The sequence below is a fragment of the uncultured Clostridium sp. genome (assembly GCF_934754925.1).
Lineage (GTDB): Bacteria > Bacillota > Clostridia > Clostridiales > Clostridiaceae > Clostridium.
This window is the reverse complement of sequence record NZ_CAKVJA010000053.1, coordinates 1-16,349: the sequence shown is the minus strand read 5'-3', so window position 1 is coordinate 16,349 and position 16,349 is coordinate 1. Positions and strand designations below refer to the sequence as shown.

Sequence of the window (16,349 nt, the reverse complement as noted above, 5' to 3'; positions counted from 1 at the left end):
ATTACTGGAAATCAAAATTTCCAGTAATATTTGATTTATAAGAAACTATATTACACAAAATTATCTACAGTCTCTAATTTTTTTTAAAACTTTTCTAAAGTATCTATAAACCATTTATATGATTTAGCAATACCTTCTTTTAAGTTAACTCTATGGTTCCATCCTAATGAATGTAATTTAGATACATCACAAAGTTTTCTAGGCATACCATCTGGTTTATCTGTATTAAATTCTATTCTTCCTTTAAATCCAATTACTTCATTAATTATTTCAGCTAATTCTTTAATAGATACATCTTCACCAGTTCCTATATTAACATGTTGATCTTCTGAATATTCATTCATTAAATATACACATGCATCAGCTACATCATCAACATATATAAATTCCCTACGAGCTTTTCCTGTTCCCCAAATTTCAACTACTTCATTATTTGCAACCTTTGCCTCATGGAACTTTCTTATTAAAGCTGCAACTACATGTGAAGATTCTTTTGAGAAATTATCATTTTCTCCATAAATATTTGAAGGCATAACACTAATAAAATTAGTGTTATATTGCTTATTATAATATTCGCACATCTTTAACCCTGAGATTTTCGCTAAAGCATATGCTTCGTTAGTAGGCTCTAATTTACCATCTAATAAATACTCTTCCTTCATTGGTTGAGGACAATTTCTTGGATAAATGCAACTACTTCCTAAAAACATTAATTTCTTAACATTATTTTTATATGCCGCATGAATTACATTAGTTGATATCATTAAATTATCATATATAAATTTCCCTGGGCTTTCTATATTTGCCATTATTCCACCAACTTTAGCAGCAGCTAAAAATACATAATCCGGTTTTTCTACACTAAAAAATTCATCAACTTTAGCTTGGTTAGTTAAATCTAACTCTTTTGATGTTTTAACAATAATATTAGTATACCCTTCTTTTTCTAATCTTCTTTTTATTGCTGATCCAACCATTCCCCTATGACCAGCAACATATATTTTATCATCTTTATTCATTAATGATTTTTCTCCTCATATAACATAAAATAATCTATACAGAACTTTATAAATTAAGCTAAATTCTTTATAAGTGAAGCTATCTCCTTTAATTTATCTGTAATATCAAAATGATGATTTCCTATAAATAAACCATTATCATGAATTATATCTGCATTTGTAAGTTGTCCAAATATTTCATAGTTAAAATACTTTATTACTTCATTTTTAGTAAAGTTTCCAGCTACTATAGGTCTACATTCTACCCCTTGATTTCTTAATTCATTTACTAGTTGCTCTCTAGTAAACTTAGCATTTTCATCAACAATAATAGCAAAACCAAAGTATGATGCCTTGCCTATTGATTTTTGTATTCTTATTCCTTCAATATCTGAAAATAGCTTTTCAAAAACAGCACCATTTTTTCTTCTATTTTCTACTATCATTTCTAATTTATCTAATTGCTCCTTACCTAAAGCACCTTCCATATCTAAAGGCCTAACATTATATCCTGGTAATATAAAGTTAAATGATTCGTAAAACTCATTATCCCTTTTAGTGTAGATTTCACTATTAGAATCTAAATTTCTAGTCCATCCATGAGCTCTTAAACTTAATAAAATGTCATATAACTCCTTATCATCAGTTACAATGACCCCACCTTCCATAGTTGATATATGATGAGAGAAGAAAGTGCTAAATGTTCCCATAACACCATATGTTCCTAAATATTTATTATTTAAAGAAGCTCCCATAGACTCACAATTATCTTCAATAATAATAATATCATTTTTCTTAGCAATTTCATTTAATTTACAATAATCTATTGGGTTTCCTAATAAATTAACTGCGAATATTGCCTTTGTATTTTTTGTAATAGCTTCTTCTACTTTGTTAATATCTAAATTTAAAGTATCTAAATCTATATCTACAAACTTGACCTTTAATCCATATTGTTGAAGTGGTGTATATGTTGTTGCCCAAGAAACAGCAGGTACAATTACCTCATCTCCTGATTTTAAATTATACTTCTTTGAAAAAAATAATGCTCCTATTGCTAATAAATTAGCTGACGAACCTGAATTAACCATAACAGCATATTTGCTTCCAAAATATTTTGCAAATTTCTTTTCAAACTCTTGGACTTCTTTTCCCATAGAAAATCTTCCTGATTTAACAACTCTTTCTATAGCTTGATATTCTCTTTCATCCCATGATTCTGTTGCTAGTTTTAAATCTATCATACTGTTTTCTCCCTTATATAATAATCTAGGTAAATATTAAATTAATTAATATTTAAACTATTTATCTCTATTTCTAAATTCTTCCGAAGAAATTCCTGCAATCTCCTTCATATCAGAATCTACCATCATAGAAACTAAATCTCTAAAACTTACTTTTCTTTCCCAACCTAATTCTCTTTCAGCCTTAGAAGAGTCTCCCCATAATAATTCAACTTCAGCTGGTCTAAAATATCTTGGATTAACATCTACTAACATTCTTCCAGTAGCTTTATCATATCCCTTCTCATCTACTCCAGTTCCTTTCCATTCAATCTCAATTCCAACCTCAGCGAATGCTAATTCAACAAACTCTCTTACAGTATGAGTTTCATTAGTAGCTAATACATAATCTTGTGGCTTTTCTTGTTGTAAAATTCTCCACATTCCTTCAACGTAATCTCCAGCAAATCCCCAGTCTCTCTTTGCATCCATATTACCTAATGATAATTTTTCTTGCTTACCTGCCATTATAGATGCAACTGCTCTAGTTATCTTTCTAGTAACGAAAGTTTCACCTCTTCTTGGAGACTCATGATTAAATAATACACCATTACAAGCAAACATATTATAGGATTCTCTATAATTTACAGTTATCCAATAAGAGTAAAGCTTAGCTACTCCATATGGACTCTTTGGATAAAATGGAGTGTTTTCATTTTGTGGCGCAGTGTCTGGAAGTCCACCAAATAATTCTGAAGTAGATGCTTGATAAAATTTACACTTAACCCCTGATTCTCTTATTGCATCTAATAATCTTAATGTACCTATTCCAGTTGTTTCAGCTGTATATTCTGGCACTTCAAAAGATACTGCAACATGTGATTGTGCTGCTAAGTTATATATTTCTTGCGGCTTAATTTTTTCTATTAATCTATTTAAATTTGATGAATCTGTTAAATCACCATGATGTAAAAATAGAGTTTTTCCACCTATATTAGGATCTTCAAATAGATGATCTATTCTTGAAGTATTGATAGATGAATGTCTTCTTACTATTCCATGTACTTCATATCCCTTTTCTAATAATAATTCTGTTAGATATGAACCATCTTGTCCTGTTATTCCTGTAATTAAAGCTACTTTTTTCATTAACCTTCCTCCAAATGTTTTTATTCAAATTTATTATAAAACTATATTTTTTAATTCCTTAATATTAGCTACATTAGACTTTTGTCCAACTAAAACTTTTCCATCACTTTCTATGATATATATATCATTTAATCCATCAACTACTACACTATTGTTAGATGAAATAACTAAATTATTATTTGCTTTAATAGCCTTACTTTTTCCAACTAGTACATTACCAGCCTCGTCTTTATCTCTATATCTATCTAATGCTTCCCAGTTTCCTACATCATCCCATCCAAAATTACTTGGAATTACATAAACATCTTTAGATTTTTCTAAAACAGCATAATCAATAGAAGTTGATTCTGTATTTTCATAGCTTTTATTAATACTTTCTTGTAATTTGTTTTCACTTACTTCTTTTATATTTATAAGTGAGTTATATGTATCTGGCGAATATATTTTTATTTGATTTATTATATTATTAATACTCCAAATAAACATTCCACCGTTCCATAAATAATTACCTTCTCTTAAATACTTCTTCGCTGTGTCTAAGTTAGGCTTTTCCACAAAAGATTCCACCTTTATAACTCTAAACCCATTTGACTTTAAAGTCTCATAACTATATTTAATATAACCATAACCTACTTCTGGCCTTGTGGGATTCATCCCCAAAGTAACTATGGCTTCATCTTTATCATTTATGAAATTATGTGCTGCTAAAATAGTATTTCTAAACTCGTCTTCATCTTTTATTAAGTGATCTGAAGGTAATACTACCATATTAGCATTTTTATAATATCTATCTATTACCATTGCTGATAACGCAATACATGGTGCAGTATTTCTTCCTTCTGGTTCTACTACGATATTTCTTTCTGGTAAATCCGGAATTTGTTCTTTTACTAAATTAACATACATTTCACCAGTACATACAAATATTCGTTCCATTGGTATTATAGGCTTTATCCTATTTATAGTCATTTGTATCATAGTATTTTCACCAATTAAGTTCAAAAACTGCTTTGGTTTCTCTTCTGTAGATAATGGCCAAAATCTTGTTCCCTTTCCTCCTGCCATAATTAAAGCGCATAGCATAATATAACCCCCCCATTTTCGATGAAATTTTATAATATAACAATATAAGTTACGTCTCGGCTATTATCTTAATATATTTGTATTAAACACTAATATATTAAATTTTCATTTACTCAATCTATTTAAAAATAATAAAAGATAATTAGTGAATGCTATATTATATACTACTTTATTTAATTATAAAGACAAACTAATGAATAACATCTACAATTATATTATTAATCAATATCATACATAAGGAAAAAAAAGCTATACAATAGTATAGCCCCCTTAATATAACTCAAAACTATCTTCTATTTTATAATAGTTTTTAAATAATCAATGAATCCATCTCTTAAATCTTCTTTTCTCAGAGCATATTCAACTGTAGCTTCAAGGAATCCAAGCTTATCTCCTACATCATATCTTCTTCCTTCAAAATCATAGGCATACATAGCTTCTTCTTCAATTAACTTAAGAAGGGCATCTGTAAGTTGAATCTCATTTCCTTTACCTGGTGCTGTCTTTTCTAATATTTCAAATATTTTTGGTGTAATTATATATCTACCTAAGATTGCAACATTAGATGGTGCTTCTCCTACAGAAGGCTTTTCCACTAAGTTCTTAACCTTGTATACTCTATCTTCAATATGTATTCCACCAACTATTCCATATTTATTTACATCTTCTTCTGCTACAGTTTGAACACCTAAAACTGAAGTCTTATATTCACTATAGCAATCCATAAGTTGCTTTAAGCATGGCTTTCTATCATTATAAACAACGTCATCTCCAAGTAGCACTGCGAAAGGCTCATCCCCTACAAATGTCTTTGCACAAAGGATAGCATGTCCTAATCCTCTTGGTTCTTTTTGTCTTATGAAATAAATATTTACCATGTCAGATATTTCTCTAACCATTTCAAGCATTTCTTGCTTTCCAGCCTTTTCAAGTTCCATTTCAAGTTCAACACTTCTATCAAAATGATCTTCTATACTCTTTTTATTTCTTCCTGTTATTATAAGAATTTCTTCTATACCTGATGCAACACATTCCTCTATTATGTATTGTAATGTTGGCTTATCAACTATTGGAAGCATTTCTTTTGGTTGGGCCTTTGTTGCTGGTAAAAATCTAGTTCCAAGACCAGCTGCAGGTATTATTGCTTTTCTTATTCTCTTTTCCATAACTCCTATTGTCTCCTTACTTCGTTACTATACTTTAAATATAATATTTTATGTAAGCTGTTAATAAACACTTTACAAATATTCTAAGTATATGTGTTATTGTAATTTTATTCGTTTACTATTTCAGACAGTAATATATTACATTATACCATTATAAGCTATATTTTAAATATACATCCGTACGATATATTTCAACATCTAATATATATTTTGGGAATTTTATCTATTTTTTTATCAAAAAATATAATAAAACCTTCTTATTAATAAAATAATAATTTAATTTTTAATGCTCACAACTAAAACATATTTTATAATTACAATATTTTTAATTAGGAAATATAAATCAATATTTTAGAAACTTAATGCTATATTATTATAAAATAAAATTTTGTAATATTAATATGAATTAAGAAATCGATTTCTATTAAAAGTTTAATTAAACAGGTATTGTAGATTTTATTATAAAATATAGAGGTGATGGTTTGAATACAATAATAAACAATAAAATTAATAAAAGTGATGATATTTCTATAAAAACTTTATCTAGCTATGCCGCTGGAAGTCTAGGAAATAATATTATATTTTCTTTAATTAATACTTATCTTTTAATTTTCTTAACTGATAGTTTTGGAATAGGAGCTGCCGCCGTAGGTACATTATTTTTAGTAGCAAGAATTATCGATGGTATAACAGATCCTATAATGGGTGTTATAGTTGATAATACTAATACTAAAATTGGAAAAAGCAGACCTTATTTATTTGCTGTTCCAATATTTATATCAATTACAACTATAATGTGTTTTTCTACCCCAGATTTAAGTTATAGTAATAAAATTATATGGATGTACGCATCATATATCTTATGGGGAATATCCTTTACTGCTATGGACATACCATATTGGTCACTTTCTGCTAATATTACAAGATCTTCTGAAGGGAAAACTAAAATTGTTACTTCTGCAAGAACAATAGCATATGTAGGTGGATTCATAATTTCTACTCTTACTATTCCTCTTGTTTCAGCTCTTAAAAGTTGGACAAAGGTAGCAATAATTTACGCTGTTTTTGCAAGTATATTTATTTGGATTACAGCTCTTGGAGTTAAGGAACTTAACACTACTAAAACTAAAAAAGAAAAACAAGGCTTTAAACAATTTGTAAATTTATTGAAGACAAATAAACCTTTAAGAATAGTTCTATTATCAATGTTAGTATTAGAATTAAGTGGTTCAATAAAAAATACAATTTCTATATACTATATAAAGTATAACTTTAATGCAGAAATGATGATTCCTGTTGTAACTTCAGTTACTCTAGTAGCAAGTATATTAGGAGGATTAATATCTCCATACTTAACAAAAAAACTTGGAAAAAGAAATACTGCACTTTTAGGACTATTAGTTACTGCACTTGGGGCATTTTTAATATTCTCACTATCATATTCTTCATTATATGCAATGATAGCTATAAACTTTATATGTGGTATTTTTGATGGTGCTGGTTATATTACCTTAACTTCAATGGTTGCTGATTGTGTTGAATATGGTGAATGGCAAACAGGTAAAAGATCTGAAGGAATGATATTCTCTTTAAATATATTTAAAAGTAAAATTTCTAATGCCATTGGTGGAGCTTTATGCGGATATATTTTAGCTTATATTGGATATAATGCTAATTCAGCTCAATCTGCATTTACACTAAACGGAATCCATATAATGCAAACTTTAATTCCATGTATAATTATAATGGTAAGTTTCTTATTATTAAAAAGATATAATTTATCAGAAGCTGAATATGATGCAATAGTTGATGACTTAAGAAACGGTGTTACAAGAATAAGTGAATAAATAACTAATAAAAAGTATAAATAAAGTTTTTATATAAACCTTATTTATACTTTTTATATTTTAAATATTATTTTGTTTTATTTAACTGATTATTTCTATAATTTAATGGAGACATTGAAAAATATTTAGAAAAAGTTTTTGAAAATAACAGAGAATCACTATATCCTACCTTACTTGCAACTTCTCCTATAGGAATCTTAGTATTTTTTAATAAAAGTGTTGCATTATACATTCTAAGATTTATCAGATACTTTTGTGGAGAAACCTTAAGATTTTTTATAAACATTTTATATAAATAACTTCTACTTAAATTTACATGATTAGCAATTTCATTAACAGTTATACTATTCATATAATTAGAATTAATAAAATTAATAGCTTCTTGAATATACGTATGTAACTCTCTATCCTTACACTCAAAAGCTTTAGGAAACTCCTCTATAAGAATATGTAATAATGAATAAAGTTCCCTTAATAATAATATGTCATCAGAACATGAAGGATTATAAGTTTTTGATATTTCACACATCTTTAATATTATATGCGGTATTTTTGAATCTTCTTTACATCTAGCAGTATATGAATCAATAATAGAGGTTCTATTTAAATATTCATTTGCATTTGAACCACTAAAACCTATCCAATAATACTCCCAAGGATCATCTATAGATGCCATATACTCAACTTTCATTCCCTTTAATAATATAAATATATCACCTTGCTTTAAATTATATAGGTTATCATTTAACTTAAAAGTACCTTCTCCTTTACTTACATAATGTATAACAACATTTTTCAACACCTCATACTTATACCCAAAGCCTGGAACACCTTGTTCTATTCCACATTCATCTACATTTATTTCAAAATTCTCCTTAGTGTATTTTTTCCATAGTATTTGCATATATATCTCTCACCCCTTTAGCTTCACAGGAAACATTATAACATATTTTAGAACCTTTTAACTATTCTAAAATATTAATTTGAATATTAATATTAAATTGTAGATAAAAAAATAAATTTTAAGAGAAGTTATATGGAATTATGTTTCATAATTATGTTGTTATGTTTCATTAAACCACAATAATATTAAATGTATTGGGAGGAAAAAATGCTATTATTAAATGAATACCATGAAGATATTTCTAAACTACATGTGAATATGATGAAAAGAAGAAGTTATTATATTCCCTTTGTAGATACTAATGAAGCTCTTACTGTTAAAGATAGAAATAAACAAAATAACTTTTTTTCACTTAATGGAAAATGGAAATTTAATTATTTCAATAGCCTACAATTAATTAAAGAAATTAATGATATTAACGAAATTAATTTTCCAACTACAATGGAAGTACCTTCTGTTTGGCAAGTTAATGGCTATGATTATAATCAATATACTAATGTAAAATACCCTATTCCTTATAATCCACCTTTTGTTCCAAAGGATAATCCATGTGCAGTTTATCAAAAAGAATTTGACTTTAAAATATCCCCTGAAAAATACGATTATAATATAAATTTTGAAGGTGTGGATTCTTGTTTTTATTTTTGGATAAATGGAACTTTTGTTGGTTACAGTCAGATATCTCACAGCATATCAGAATTTGATATTACACCACTTTTAGTAAACGGGAAAAATACAATTACAGTATTAGTTTTAAAATGGTGTGATGGTACTTATTTTGAAGATCAGGACAAGTTTAGAATGTCAGGAATTTTTAGAGATGTCTATATCTTAAAGAGAGCAAAATCAAGAATTTTAGATTACAAGGTAATTCCTACTATAAATGTATTAGATAAAGAAGGAAAAATATCTGTTGAAATTCTTTCTACAATTGGTAATCCAAATATTAAATATACACTGATTAATCCTAATAATGATAAAATATCTTCTGGAAATATAGAAAATAATAATTTACAAATAGATATTAAGGATATAGAGCTTTGGAGTGCCGAATCACCTAGTTTATATACTCTATTACTAGAAACAGAAAATGAGGTTATAAAAGAAAGAATAGGTATGAGAGAAGTTAAAATAGAAAACGCTGTTTTAAAGATTAATAATGTACCTATAAAATTAAAAGGTGTTAATCATCATGACTCTAGTCCAACTAAAGGATATGTTGTTGCTTATGATGATCTTATTTTAGATTTAAAATTAATGAAAGAATGCAATATTAACTCTATAAGAGCTTCACACTATCCTAAATCTCCAATTTTCTATGAACTATGTGATGAATACGGATTTTACGTTATGAATGAAGCAGATATTGAAACTCATGGAGTTGTTGAGTTATATGGAAAAGGCTATTTAGATAATTATAATATGATAGCTGATGATAAAACTTATGAAAATGTTATCATTGATAGAATTGATTCATCTATAGTTCCTTTTAAAAATAGATCTTGTATTTTTATGTGGTCACTTGGAAATGAATCAGGATTTGGAGTAAACTTCGAAAGTGGAGCAAAATATGCTAAAGAGCTAGATACTACACGTCCAGTACATTATGAAGGTGCATATTATGCTAGCAAGGAAAGAAAAAATGATTTTAGTAACCTTGATGTTATTAGTCGTATGTATCCAAGCCTAGAAGAAATTGAAGATTATTTTAAAAATGGTATAGATAAACCATTCATCTTATGTGAATATGCACATGCAATGGGTAATGGTCCTGGTGGATTAATTGAATATGATGACCTTATTCAAAATCATGATGAATTTGCAGGTGCATACGTTTGGGAATGGTGCGATCATGCTATTCTTATACATGAAAGCGAAGATGGTAAAAAAGCATATGGATATGGTGGAGATTTTGGAGAAGAAAACCACGATGGAAACTTCTGTGTTGATGGTTTAGTTTATCCTGATAGAAAACCTCATACTGGATTATTAGAATATAAAAATATTAATAGACCTATAAGAGCATTAGAATTTGACCAAGCTAATAAAAAAGTTAAACTTAAAAATATGCTTAATTTTACTAACGCTAATGAAGTATTAGATATTAACTATAAAGTATTATTAGATGGCGAAGTTATTTTAGTAGATAAATTAATCTTAGAAAGCTTAAATCCACAAGAAGAAAAATGGTATAAGTTAAATATATCAGAATTACCTGTTGGAATTATTACTATATTAATTGAGTCTAGTATAAAATATGACCATTCTCTTTATAAAAAAGGTACTATACTAGGTCATGATCAATTTATTATAAAGAATGAAGCAACAAATATAGAATCTGTAAATAAACTAACGCAAATTACTAATGATGAAGAAAAGCTTAATGTAGAGGAATCTATTAATAAAATTAAAATTACAAATTCAAGATTAACTTACGTATATAATAAAAATACAGGAACTTTTGAATTTATTGAATCATTAGGAGAAGTATTTATAGATAACCCATTAGAATTTGTTATTTGGAGATCTCCTACAGATAATGATAGAAAAATCAAAAATGATTGGATTGAAGCTGGCTTTAATCAAATTACAACATATGTATACAATACTGAAATTAAAGAGTATTCAAATAAACTAGAAATAGTTAGTTTCTTAAGTTTGATTCCACCTTATAGAGAAAAAGTAGTTGATGTTACAGTAACGTGGACTATCTATCCATGTGGTTTAATCAACTGTAATATTGAAGCCAATAAAAATATGAAAACTCCTTATTTACCACGCTTTGGAGTAGAACTTAAATTAAACAAATCATATGAAAATGTAAATTATTTTGGTTTTGGTCCATATGAAAATTATATAGATAAAAATTCATCTTGTTATTTAGGTAGATTTAATTCAAAGGTTTCTGAAATGCATGAAGATTATATAAAACCTCAAGAAAACGGAAGTCATCACTTCTGTAGAGAAGTATCTATTAATAATAACTCTGGAAAGCTATATATTTTATCTGAAAATGATTTTGCTTTTAATGCTTCACATTTTTCCATTTATCAATTAACTAATACTAGTCATAACTTTGATTTAAATGAAGAGAACTTTACTTACTTAATTGTAGACTATAAACAAAGCGGAATTGGATCAAATAGTTGTGGTCCTGATTTACCTGAAGAATATAGACTTAATGAAGAAAAGTTTTCATACAATTTCTATTTAAAACTTATAGTATAAAAAAACTTTAGGACCCCTGAAGACCAGCTTTTTGGTCTCCGAGGGTCCATTTTTCTAAATTACCATGTAATTTTGTCTTCAAAAATATAATTATGCAACTGTTCAACAGTTACTTCTTTATCAAATGTTAAATAATATATTCCACTTATCATCTTTCCCTCACAATAATCATCAAGCGGGAATCTTTCTAGTTGTAAATTTGAATCACCAAGCTTTAATACTTCAGTTCCTAATTCTAATATATCAGAGTAACCTAAGCTTGTATTAACCATAGGCAATATTTCTGATAATAATGATGGATAAGAATTTACTGGCATAGTCTCTATCTTTTTAAATATTTCTGTTAATACTTCTCTATGTCTTTCAGTTCTTTTATAATCCCCACCAGAAGTATATCTAATTCTACAAAAAGCTAAGGCTTGTGTGCCACTTACATGTTGAATCCCTGTAGACTCTATAGCTGGTTCACTAGTTCCATTAATATTATTAAGATGTGCTATATAACCATTTATATATTCTAATTCATCTGCATCTATATTTAATTCTATTCCTCCAAGTTCATCTATTATCTTAGGTAATGTTTCAAAATTAACAGATGCAAAATTCTCTATATTTAAATCAAAGTTTTCATTTAAAGTTTTTATTGCTAATTGAGGTCCTCCAAAAGCATAAGCATGATTAAGTTTATCATTTCCATGACCATCAATTGCAACATAAGAATCTCTCATTATTGATGTTAATTTTAACTTTTTATGTACTGTATCTATAGTTGCTATCATTATAGAATCTGATCTTCCAACATCACCATCTACTGCATCAACTCCAAATAGTGCAATATTAATTATACTATTGCTATATTGTGATAACTTTTCTTGTACTTCTTCCGTAATACCAATATCCTCTTTATCAATTTCAACCTTTTCTAACTTATTAAATAAGTTATTTCCGTAAAAATAAACTGTACCTACTGTTCCTACAATAACTGCTAATACTATTGCTAAAATCCAAATTGTTATCTTTTTACCTTTAGTCATTTTTCTTTCTCCTACGCTAAATACTGTGTCATTTACTTTGCATATTTTTATCCAATTTTATTATTTATTAGTAATAATATCACATTTTTTATTATTTTTCACCTATCTAATAAGTTATTTAATATAATTATAAAAATAAGGTATCCACTAAAGTGAATACCTCATTTTACTTTTAAATAATTTTAATTCATATATTCAAAAAACTTCATCCCATGTTGGTATAGATTCTAAAGCTCCTATTCTTGTTGTTAATAACAACCCTTGATTTAATAAATCTACTACTTGCTCATTACACTTCAATTGTCCAAATATCAAAGCTACTAAATACAATTTCTCCATCAACAGCTTCTAAATTTACTTTACTGCTACATTCTAATGGATAAATATTATTTCACATTGCTACTTTTAATGATTAATGGTAAAGTTTATTATAAGCTTGTCAACAAAAAATCTTAATCCCTTAGGCCCCTTGAGAGAAGCAAAATCCTATGCCTCCACTGCTTCAACATCAGTTGCAATTTGCTTCCAATTATAATAACCATATAAAGAATTCAATAAATTAGTAACCTTCATAACTATTATAATAATTGCACTCTTATCACCAGATGCATATACCATAATCCACATTACTATTGATAAAGCATTTACTCCAACCCACATTAACCATTGTTCAGAAAACCTCATTAAATAAAGAATACTAGCAACAACAGAAACTACAGTTGTTAAAGAATCCATAAATGCTAAATTTCCCCCTAATAAATTCAATACCTTTGCATATAAAAATACAGCTATTAATGTACCAACAAAAGTTGCTATTATTACTTTCATTGGCATAACCTTAAATCTTATTTTGCCATCATCATCTTTATTCTTATTCCATAAATATATTGCTATAGCACTAACAGGAATACTAAATAACATATTATACATTACTTCCCCATAAAGCTTTACACCCATACATTGATATGAATATAATAAACAATTAATAATTGCAAAATATAATCCTGCTATTTTACCTTTTGCCCCTAAAACTAAGTTAAGACATCCTGTTAAAGTAAGTGCTAATAAAAATGGTGAATCTCCATTTATATACCAAATAACAGTCATAATTGTACACACTGTTATTAGCCATACTTTCTCAAATATACTCCAATCTGAAAAATAATTTTTAACCTTATCCATAATACTAGTCCCCTTTTATATATTAAATTTATTAAAACATTCCTTGCTTATTTTAGCTCCTTGTACTTGCACAACTTCACTTGCTACCTTATTTGATAATTTACATCCATTTATAAAATTTTCACCGTTATTTTCACTTAAATAGTATTTCCAAGAATTATTTAAATTCATTTTATTTCCCCATAAAGAATATGCCGAAATAATTGCCCCAATATGACTATCCCCTGCTCCTATTGTATCTACAACTTTAACCTTTTCTCCCTCTATATGAGTAATGTTTTTTCCATCATAAAATATTACTCCTCTTTCCCCAACAGTTATAAATACAACACTTTTAGTTAATTCATATAATTTTAAAATACTATCATTTATATTATTCTTTTTAGTAAACTCTAAAGCTTCCTTTTCATTAAGATGTAATATTGGATTAATTGAAAATATTTTTTCTAAAGTATTTTTACTTATATTATTAATAACTGGTCCTGGTGCAAAAAATATATTTTTATCACTTTGCTTTAATAGCCAATCTACTATTATGTCACTGTTATCTCCACAAAGTTGATAACCAGCTAAATATATATTTTCATATTGATTCATATTTAAATTATCAAACCATTCTTTTTTATGCTTTACTTCAATTCCATTAACAGTAATAAAACTTCTTTCCCCATCATCTTCTACTAAGCATAAACAATAGCCATTATCTATTTCCAAGTCATTAATTAATATTTCATATCCATCTTCATTCAATTTTCTTCTTATTATATCTGCATAAATTCCTGAACCTACTGGCACAAATAAATCATGTTTTACATTAAAGCCCCTTAATATATTTGCAACATTATATGCACATCCACCTACAGTTAATTTTCTCTCAGTACATAAAATGTCCTCACCGCTTTTAGGCAACCTTGGAATTTTCATAATAATATCTACTATCGCAGCTCCAAGTACTAAAGTTTTCACTAAAGACAGCTCCTTCCATTCATTAAAATAGAAATATAGTTGTTAAAATCAACATCATTTGCTTTATTTAAAGATTCAATATATTCTTCTTTTATATAATCAATTCCCTTAAAAGCCCCACAAATTGCCGTTGCCATTGCTCCAATTGTATCAGTATCACCAGCTAAGTTTGCACAAAGTAAAGCACACTTATTAGGATCTTGTGCATAATAAGCTATAGAAATTGCAGATGGAACAGATTCACTTATATTTACTCCAGCTCCAACTATGTCATATAACTTTTCTAAAAATAAATCTTCATTATTCTTATATTCATTAGCTAAATAAATACCTATCTTTATTCTTTCTGTTAATGATGGACTATAAGTTTCAGCTCCTAGCCTTCTAGCAATTGGCTCCATTTCAAAAATATCTTTTATAACAATATCAAAATCATTATTTTCAATAGCAGAACTAACAGCAACTGCTATCATTGCTGCTCCAGCAATTGTAATATCACTAGTATGGGTTACTTCAGAAACAGAATAAACAAAGTCAGCTAACTTTTCTTTATTATGTGAATTAAAAAGACATCCTATAGGTGCAATTCTCATTGCTGAACCGTTTGATAATGCTTTATCTGTAACAGCTTTTGAATTTATTCCATCTCTAAAGTTAGCTAATGCAACCTTTGATGTTGGTCCTAATATATTATTTTCAAATGCATTTTCTTTTTCGGCCCACTTTAAAAGCTTAATTGCAATATCCCTTGAGTTTGGTTTAAAATTTGTATCATTTAATGAATCTATTATTACAAGTGCTTGTCCAGTATCATCTGTAAATTGACCTTTTTTATAGTTGCAAGCTACTGAATTTTCCTTTGGTCCATCTAATAAGCCTTCAATTTTACCAAAGTACTTTCTTACTTTTTCTCTTCCCCATAGTTCTGAAGGCATTCCCATTGCATCACCTAATGCCATACCATATATTGCTCCTGCAATTTTCTTTCTCATGTTACCACCCCTACTTTTGTAAACTTACTATATTTTTCAATTGTATATACACTTGTATTGTTATGTCAACCTATAAGTTAAATTTAAACAAAAAAATAGTAACAAACTTATGCTTTAACATAAGCTTGTCACTGAAAATTTTACAACTCCTAGGAGTCCTTGAGATGGACGAAACCAATATCTTATTGAACTTCATATCCCATTTCTCTTTGTAATTTTAACCAAAACGGATAGTCTTCCTTATACCATGTATCTAATTCATATAAATATCTATCAGTATTTTCATTTTCTTTAAATATAATCTTCTTATTCCTACTTACAATCTGTAATTGAATATTCTTTGGTAATTCCTCTATATTTACTAAATCTATAGACCTATTCAATTTTTCTTCTAAAATTCCTTCTATATAAAGTCTATCTTCTAATTCAATATTACCAACTATAGCAATATCTATATCTGATTGTTCTGTAAATCTACTAGTTAAAAAACTTCCGAAAATATAACAAGCATCAATATCATCCCTTGTGAAAATATCATGTATTACTTTTATTATTTCTGTATTATTCATCATATAAA

General features: G+C 27.6%; 14 protein-coding genes. 2 read left to right on the top strand and 12 right to left on the bottom strand.

Annotated features, from left to right (window positions below):
* Positions 1-83: 83 nt before the first annotated feature.
* The 5 genes from Q0G30_RS12580 to galU form a co-directional block, all read right to left on the bottom strand.
* Positions 84-1,019: a GDP-L-fucose synthase gene (locus Q0G30_RS12580; protein ID WP_148324437.1), complete on the bottom strand. Its 936-nt coding sequence runs from the start codon at positions 1,017-1,019 to the stop codon at positions 84-86.
* Positions 1,020-1,072: 53 nt separating this feature from the next.
* Positions 1,073-2,242 carry a DegT/DnrJ/EryC1/StrS family aminotransferase gene (locus tag Q0G30_RS12575; protein WP_148324434.1) on the bottom strand — a complete coding sequence of 390 codons (1,170 nt, stop codon included), beginning with the start codon at positions 2,240-2,242 and terminating at the stop codon, positions 1,073-1,075.
* A 57-nt stretch (positions 2,243-2,299) separates the two neighbouring features.
* A complete protein-coding gene (gmd, locus tag Q0G30_RS12570) occupies positions 2,300-3,370 on the bottom strand; it encodes a GDP-mannose 4,6-dehydratase (protein WP_148324431.1) in 1,071 nt (356 codons plus the stop codon).
* Positions 3,371-3,403: 33 nt separating this feature from the next.
* Positions 3,404-4,453: a mannose-1-phosphate guanylyltransferase gene (locus Q0G30_RS12565; protein ID WP_294390623.1), complete on the bottom strand. Its 1,050-nt coding sequence runs from the start codon at positions 4,451-4,453 to the stop codon at positions 3,404-3,406.
* Between the two features lie 293 nt (positions 4,454-4,746).
* Complete coding sequence (galU, locus tag Q0G30_RS12560) at positions 4,747-5,619, bottom strand: UTP--glucose-1-phosphate uridylyltransferase GalU (RefSeq protein ID WP_294390621.1); 873 nt, start codon at positions 5,617-5,619, stop codon at positions 4,747-4,749.
* Positions 5,620-6,101: 482 nt separating this feature from the next.
* Here galU and Q0G30_RS12555 point away from each other — a divergent pair, with 482 nt between their 5' ends.
* Entirely contained in the window at positions 6,102-7,466 is a 1,365-nt protein-coding gene (locus tag Q0G30_RS12555; RefSeq protein WP_148324422.1) for a glycoside-pentoside-hexuronide (GPH):cation symporter, read from the top strand.
* A 67-nt stretch (positions 7,467-7,533) separates the two neighbouring features.
* On the opposite strand, the gene Q0G30_RS12550 is transcribed toward Q0G30_RS12555, so the two are convergent.
* Positions 7,534-8,370 carry an AraC family transcriptional regulator gene (locus Q0G30_RS12550; RefSeq protein WP_148324419.1) on the bottom strand — a complete coding sequence of 279 codons (837 nt, stop codon included), beginning with the start codon at positions 8,368-8,370 and terminating at the stop codon, positions 7,534-7,536.
* Between the two features lie 207 nt (positions 8,371-8,577).
* Here Q0G30_RS12550 and Q0G30_RS12545 point away from each other — a divergent pair, with 207 nt between their 5' ends.
* Complete coding sequence (locus tag Q0G30_RS12545) at positions 8,578-11,598, top strand: glycoside hydrolase family 2 TIM barrel-domain containing protein (RefSeq protein WP_294390611.1); 3,021 nt, start codon at positions 8,578-8,580, stop codon at positions 11,596-11,598.
* A gap of 59 nt (positions 11,599-11,657) precedes the next feature.
* Here Q0G30_RS12545 and Q0G30_RS12540 read toward each other — a convergent pair whose 3' ends face one another.
* From Q0G30_RS12540 to Q0G30_RS12515, 6 genes are all read right to left on the bottom strand, one after another.
* Positions 11,658-12,632, bottom strand: coding sequence for an LCP family protein (locus Q0G30_RS12540; protein ID WP_294390608.1), 975 nt, complete (start codon positions 12,630-12,632; stop codon positions 11,658-11,660).
* A gap of 195 nt (positions 12,633-12,827) precedes the next feature.
* Positions 12,828-12,971, bottom strand: coding sequence for a hypothetical protein (locus Q0G30_RS12535; RefSeq protein WP_195516925.1), 144 nt, complete (start codon positions 12,969-12,971; stop codon positions 12,828-12,830).
* Between the two features lie 147 nt (positions 12,972-13,118).
* Positions 13,119-13,814 carry a nicotinamide riboside transporter PnuC gene (gene pnuC, locus Q0G30_RS12530; RefSeq protein ID WP_195516921.1) on the bottom strand — a complete coding sequence of 232 codons (696 nt, stop codon included), beginning with the start codon at positions 13,812-13,814 and terminating at the stop codon, positions 13,119-13,121.
* 15 nt (positions 13,815-13,829) lie between these two features.
* On the bottom strand, positions 13,830-14,780 hold the full coding sequence (locus Q0G30_RS12525) for a PfkB family carbohydrate kinase (RefSeq protein WP_195516913.1): 951 nt from the start codon (positions 14,778-14,780) through the stop codon (positions 13,830-13,832).
* Positions 14,780-15,772 carry an ADP-ribosylglycohydrolase family protein gene (locus tag Q0G30_RS12520; protein ID WP_294390604.1) on the bottom strand — a complete coding sequence of 331 codons (993 nt, stop codon included), beginning with the start codon at positions 15,770-15,772 and terminating at the stop codon, positions 14,780-14,782. The genes Q0G30_RS12525 and Q0G30_RS12520 overlap by 1 nt, the downstream gene beginning before the upstream one ends.
* A gap of 182 nt (positions 15,773-15,954) precedes the next feature.
* Positions 15,955-16,349, bottom strand: a 395-nt coding sequence (locus tag Q0G30_RS12515; protein ID WP_294390603.1) for a nucleotidyltransferase domain-containing protein, incomplete at its 5' end; no start/stop codon positions are given.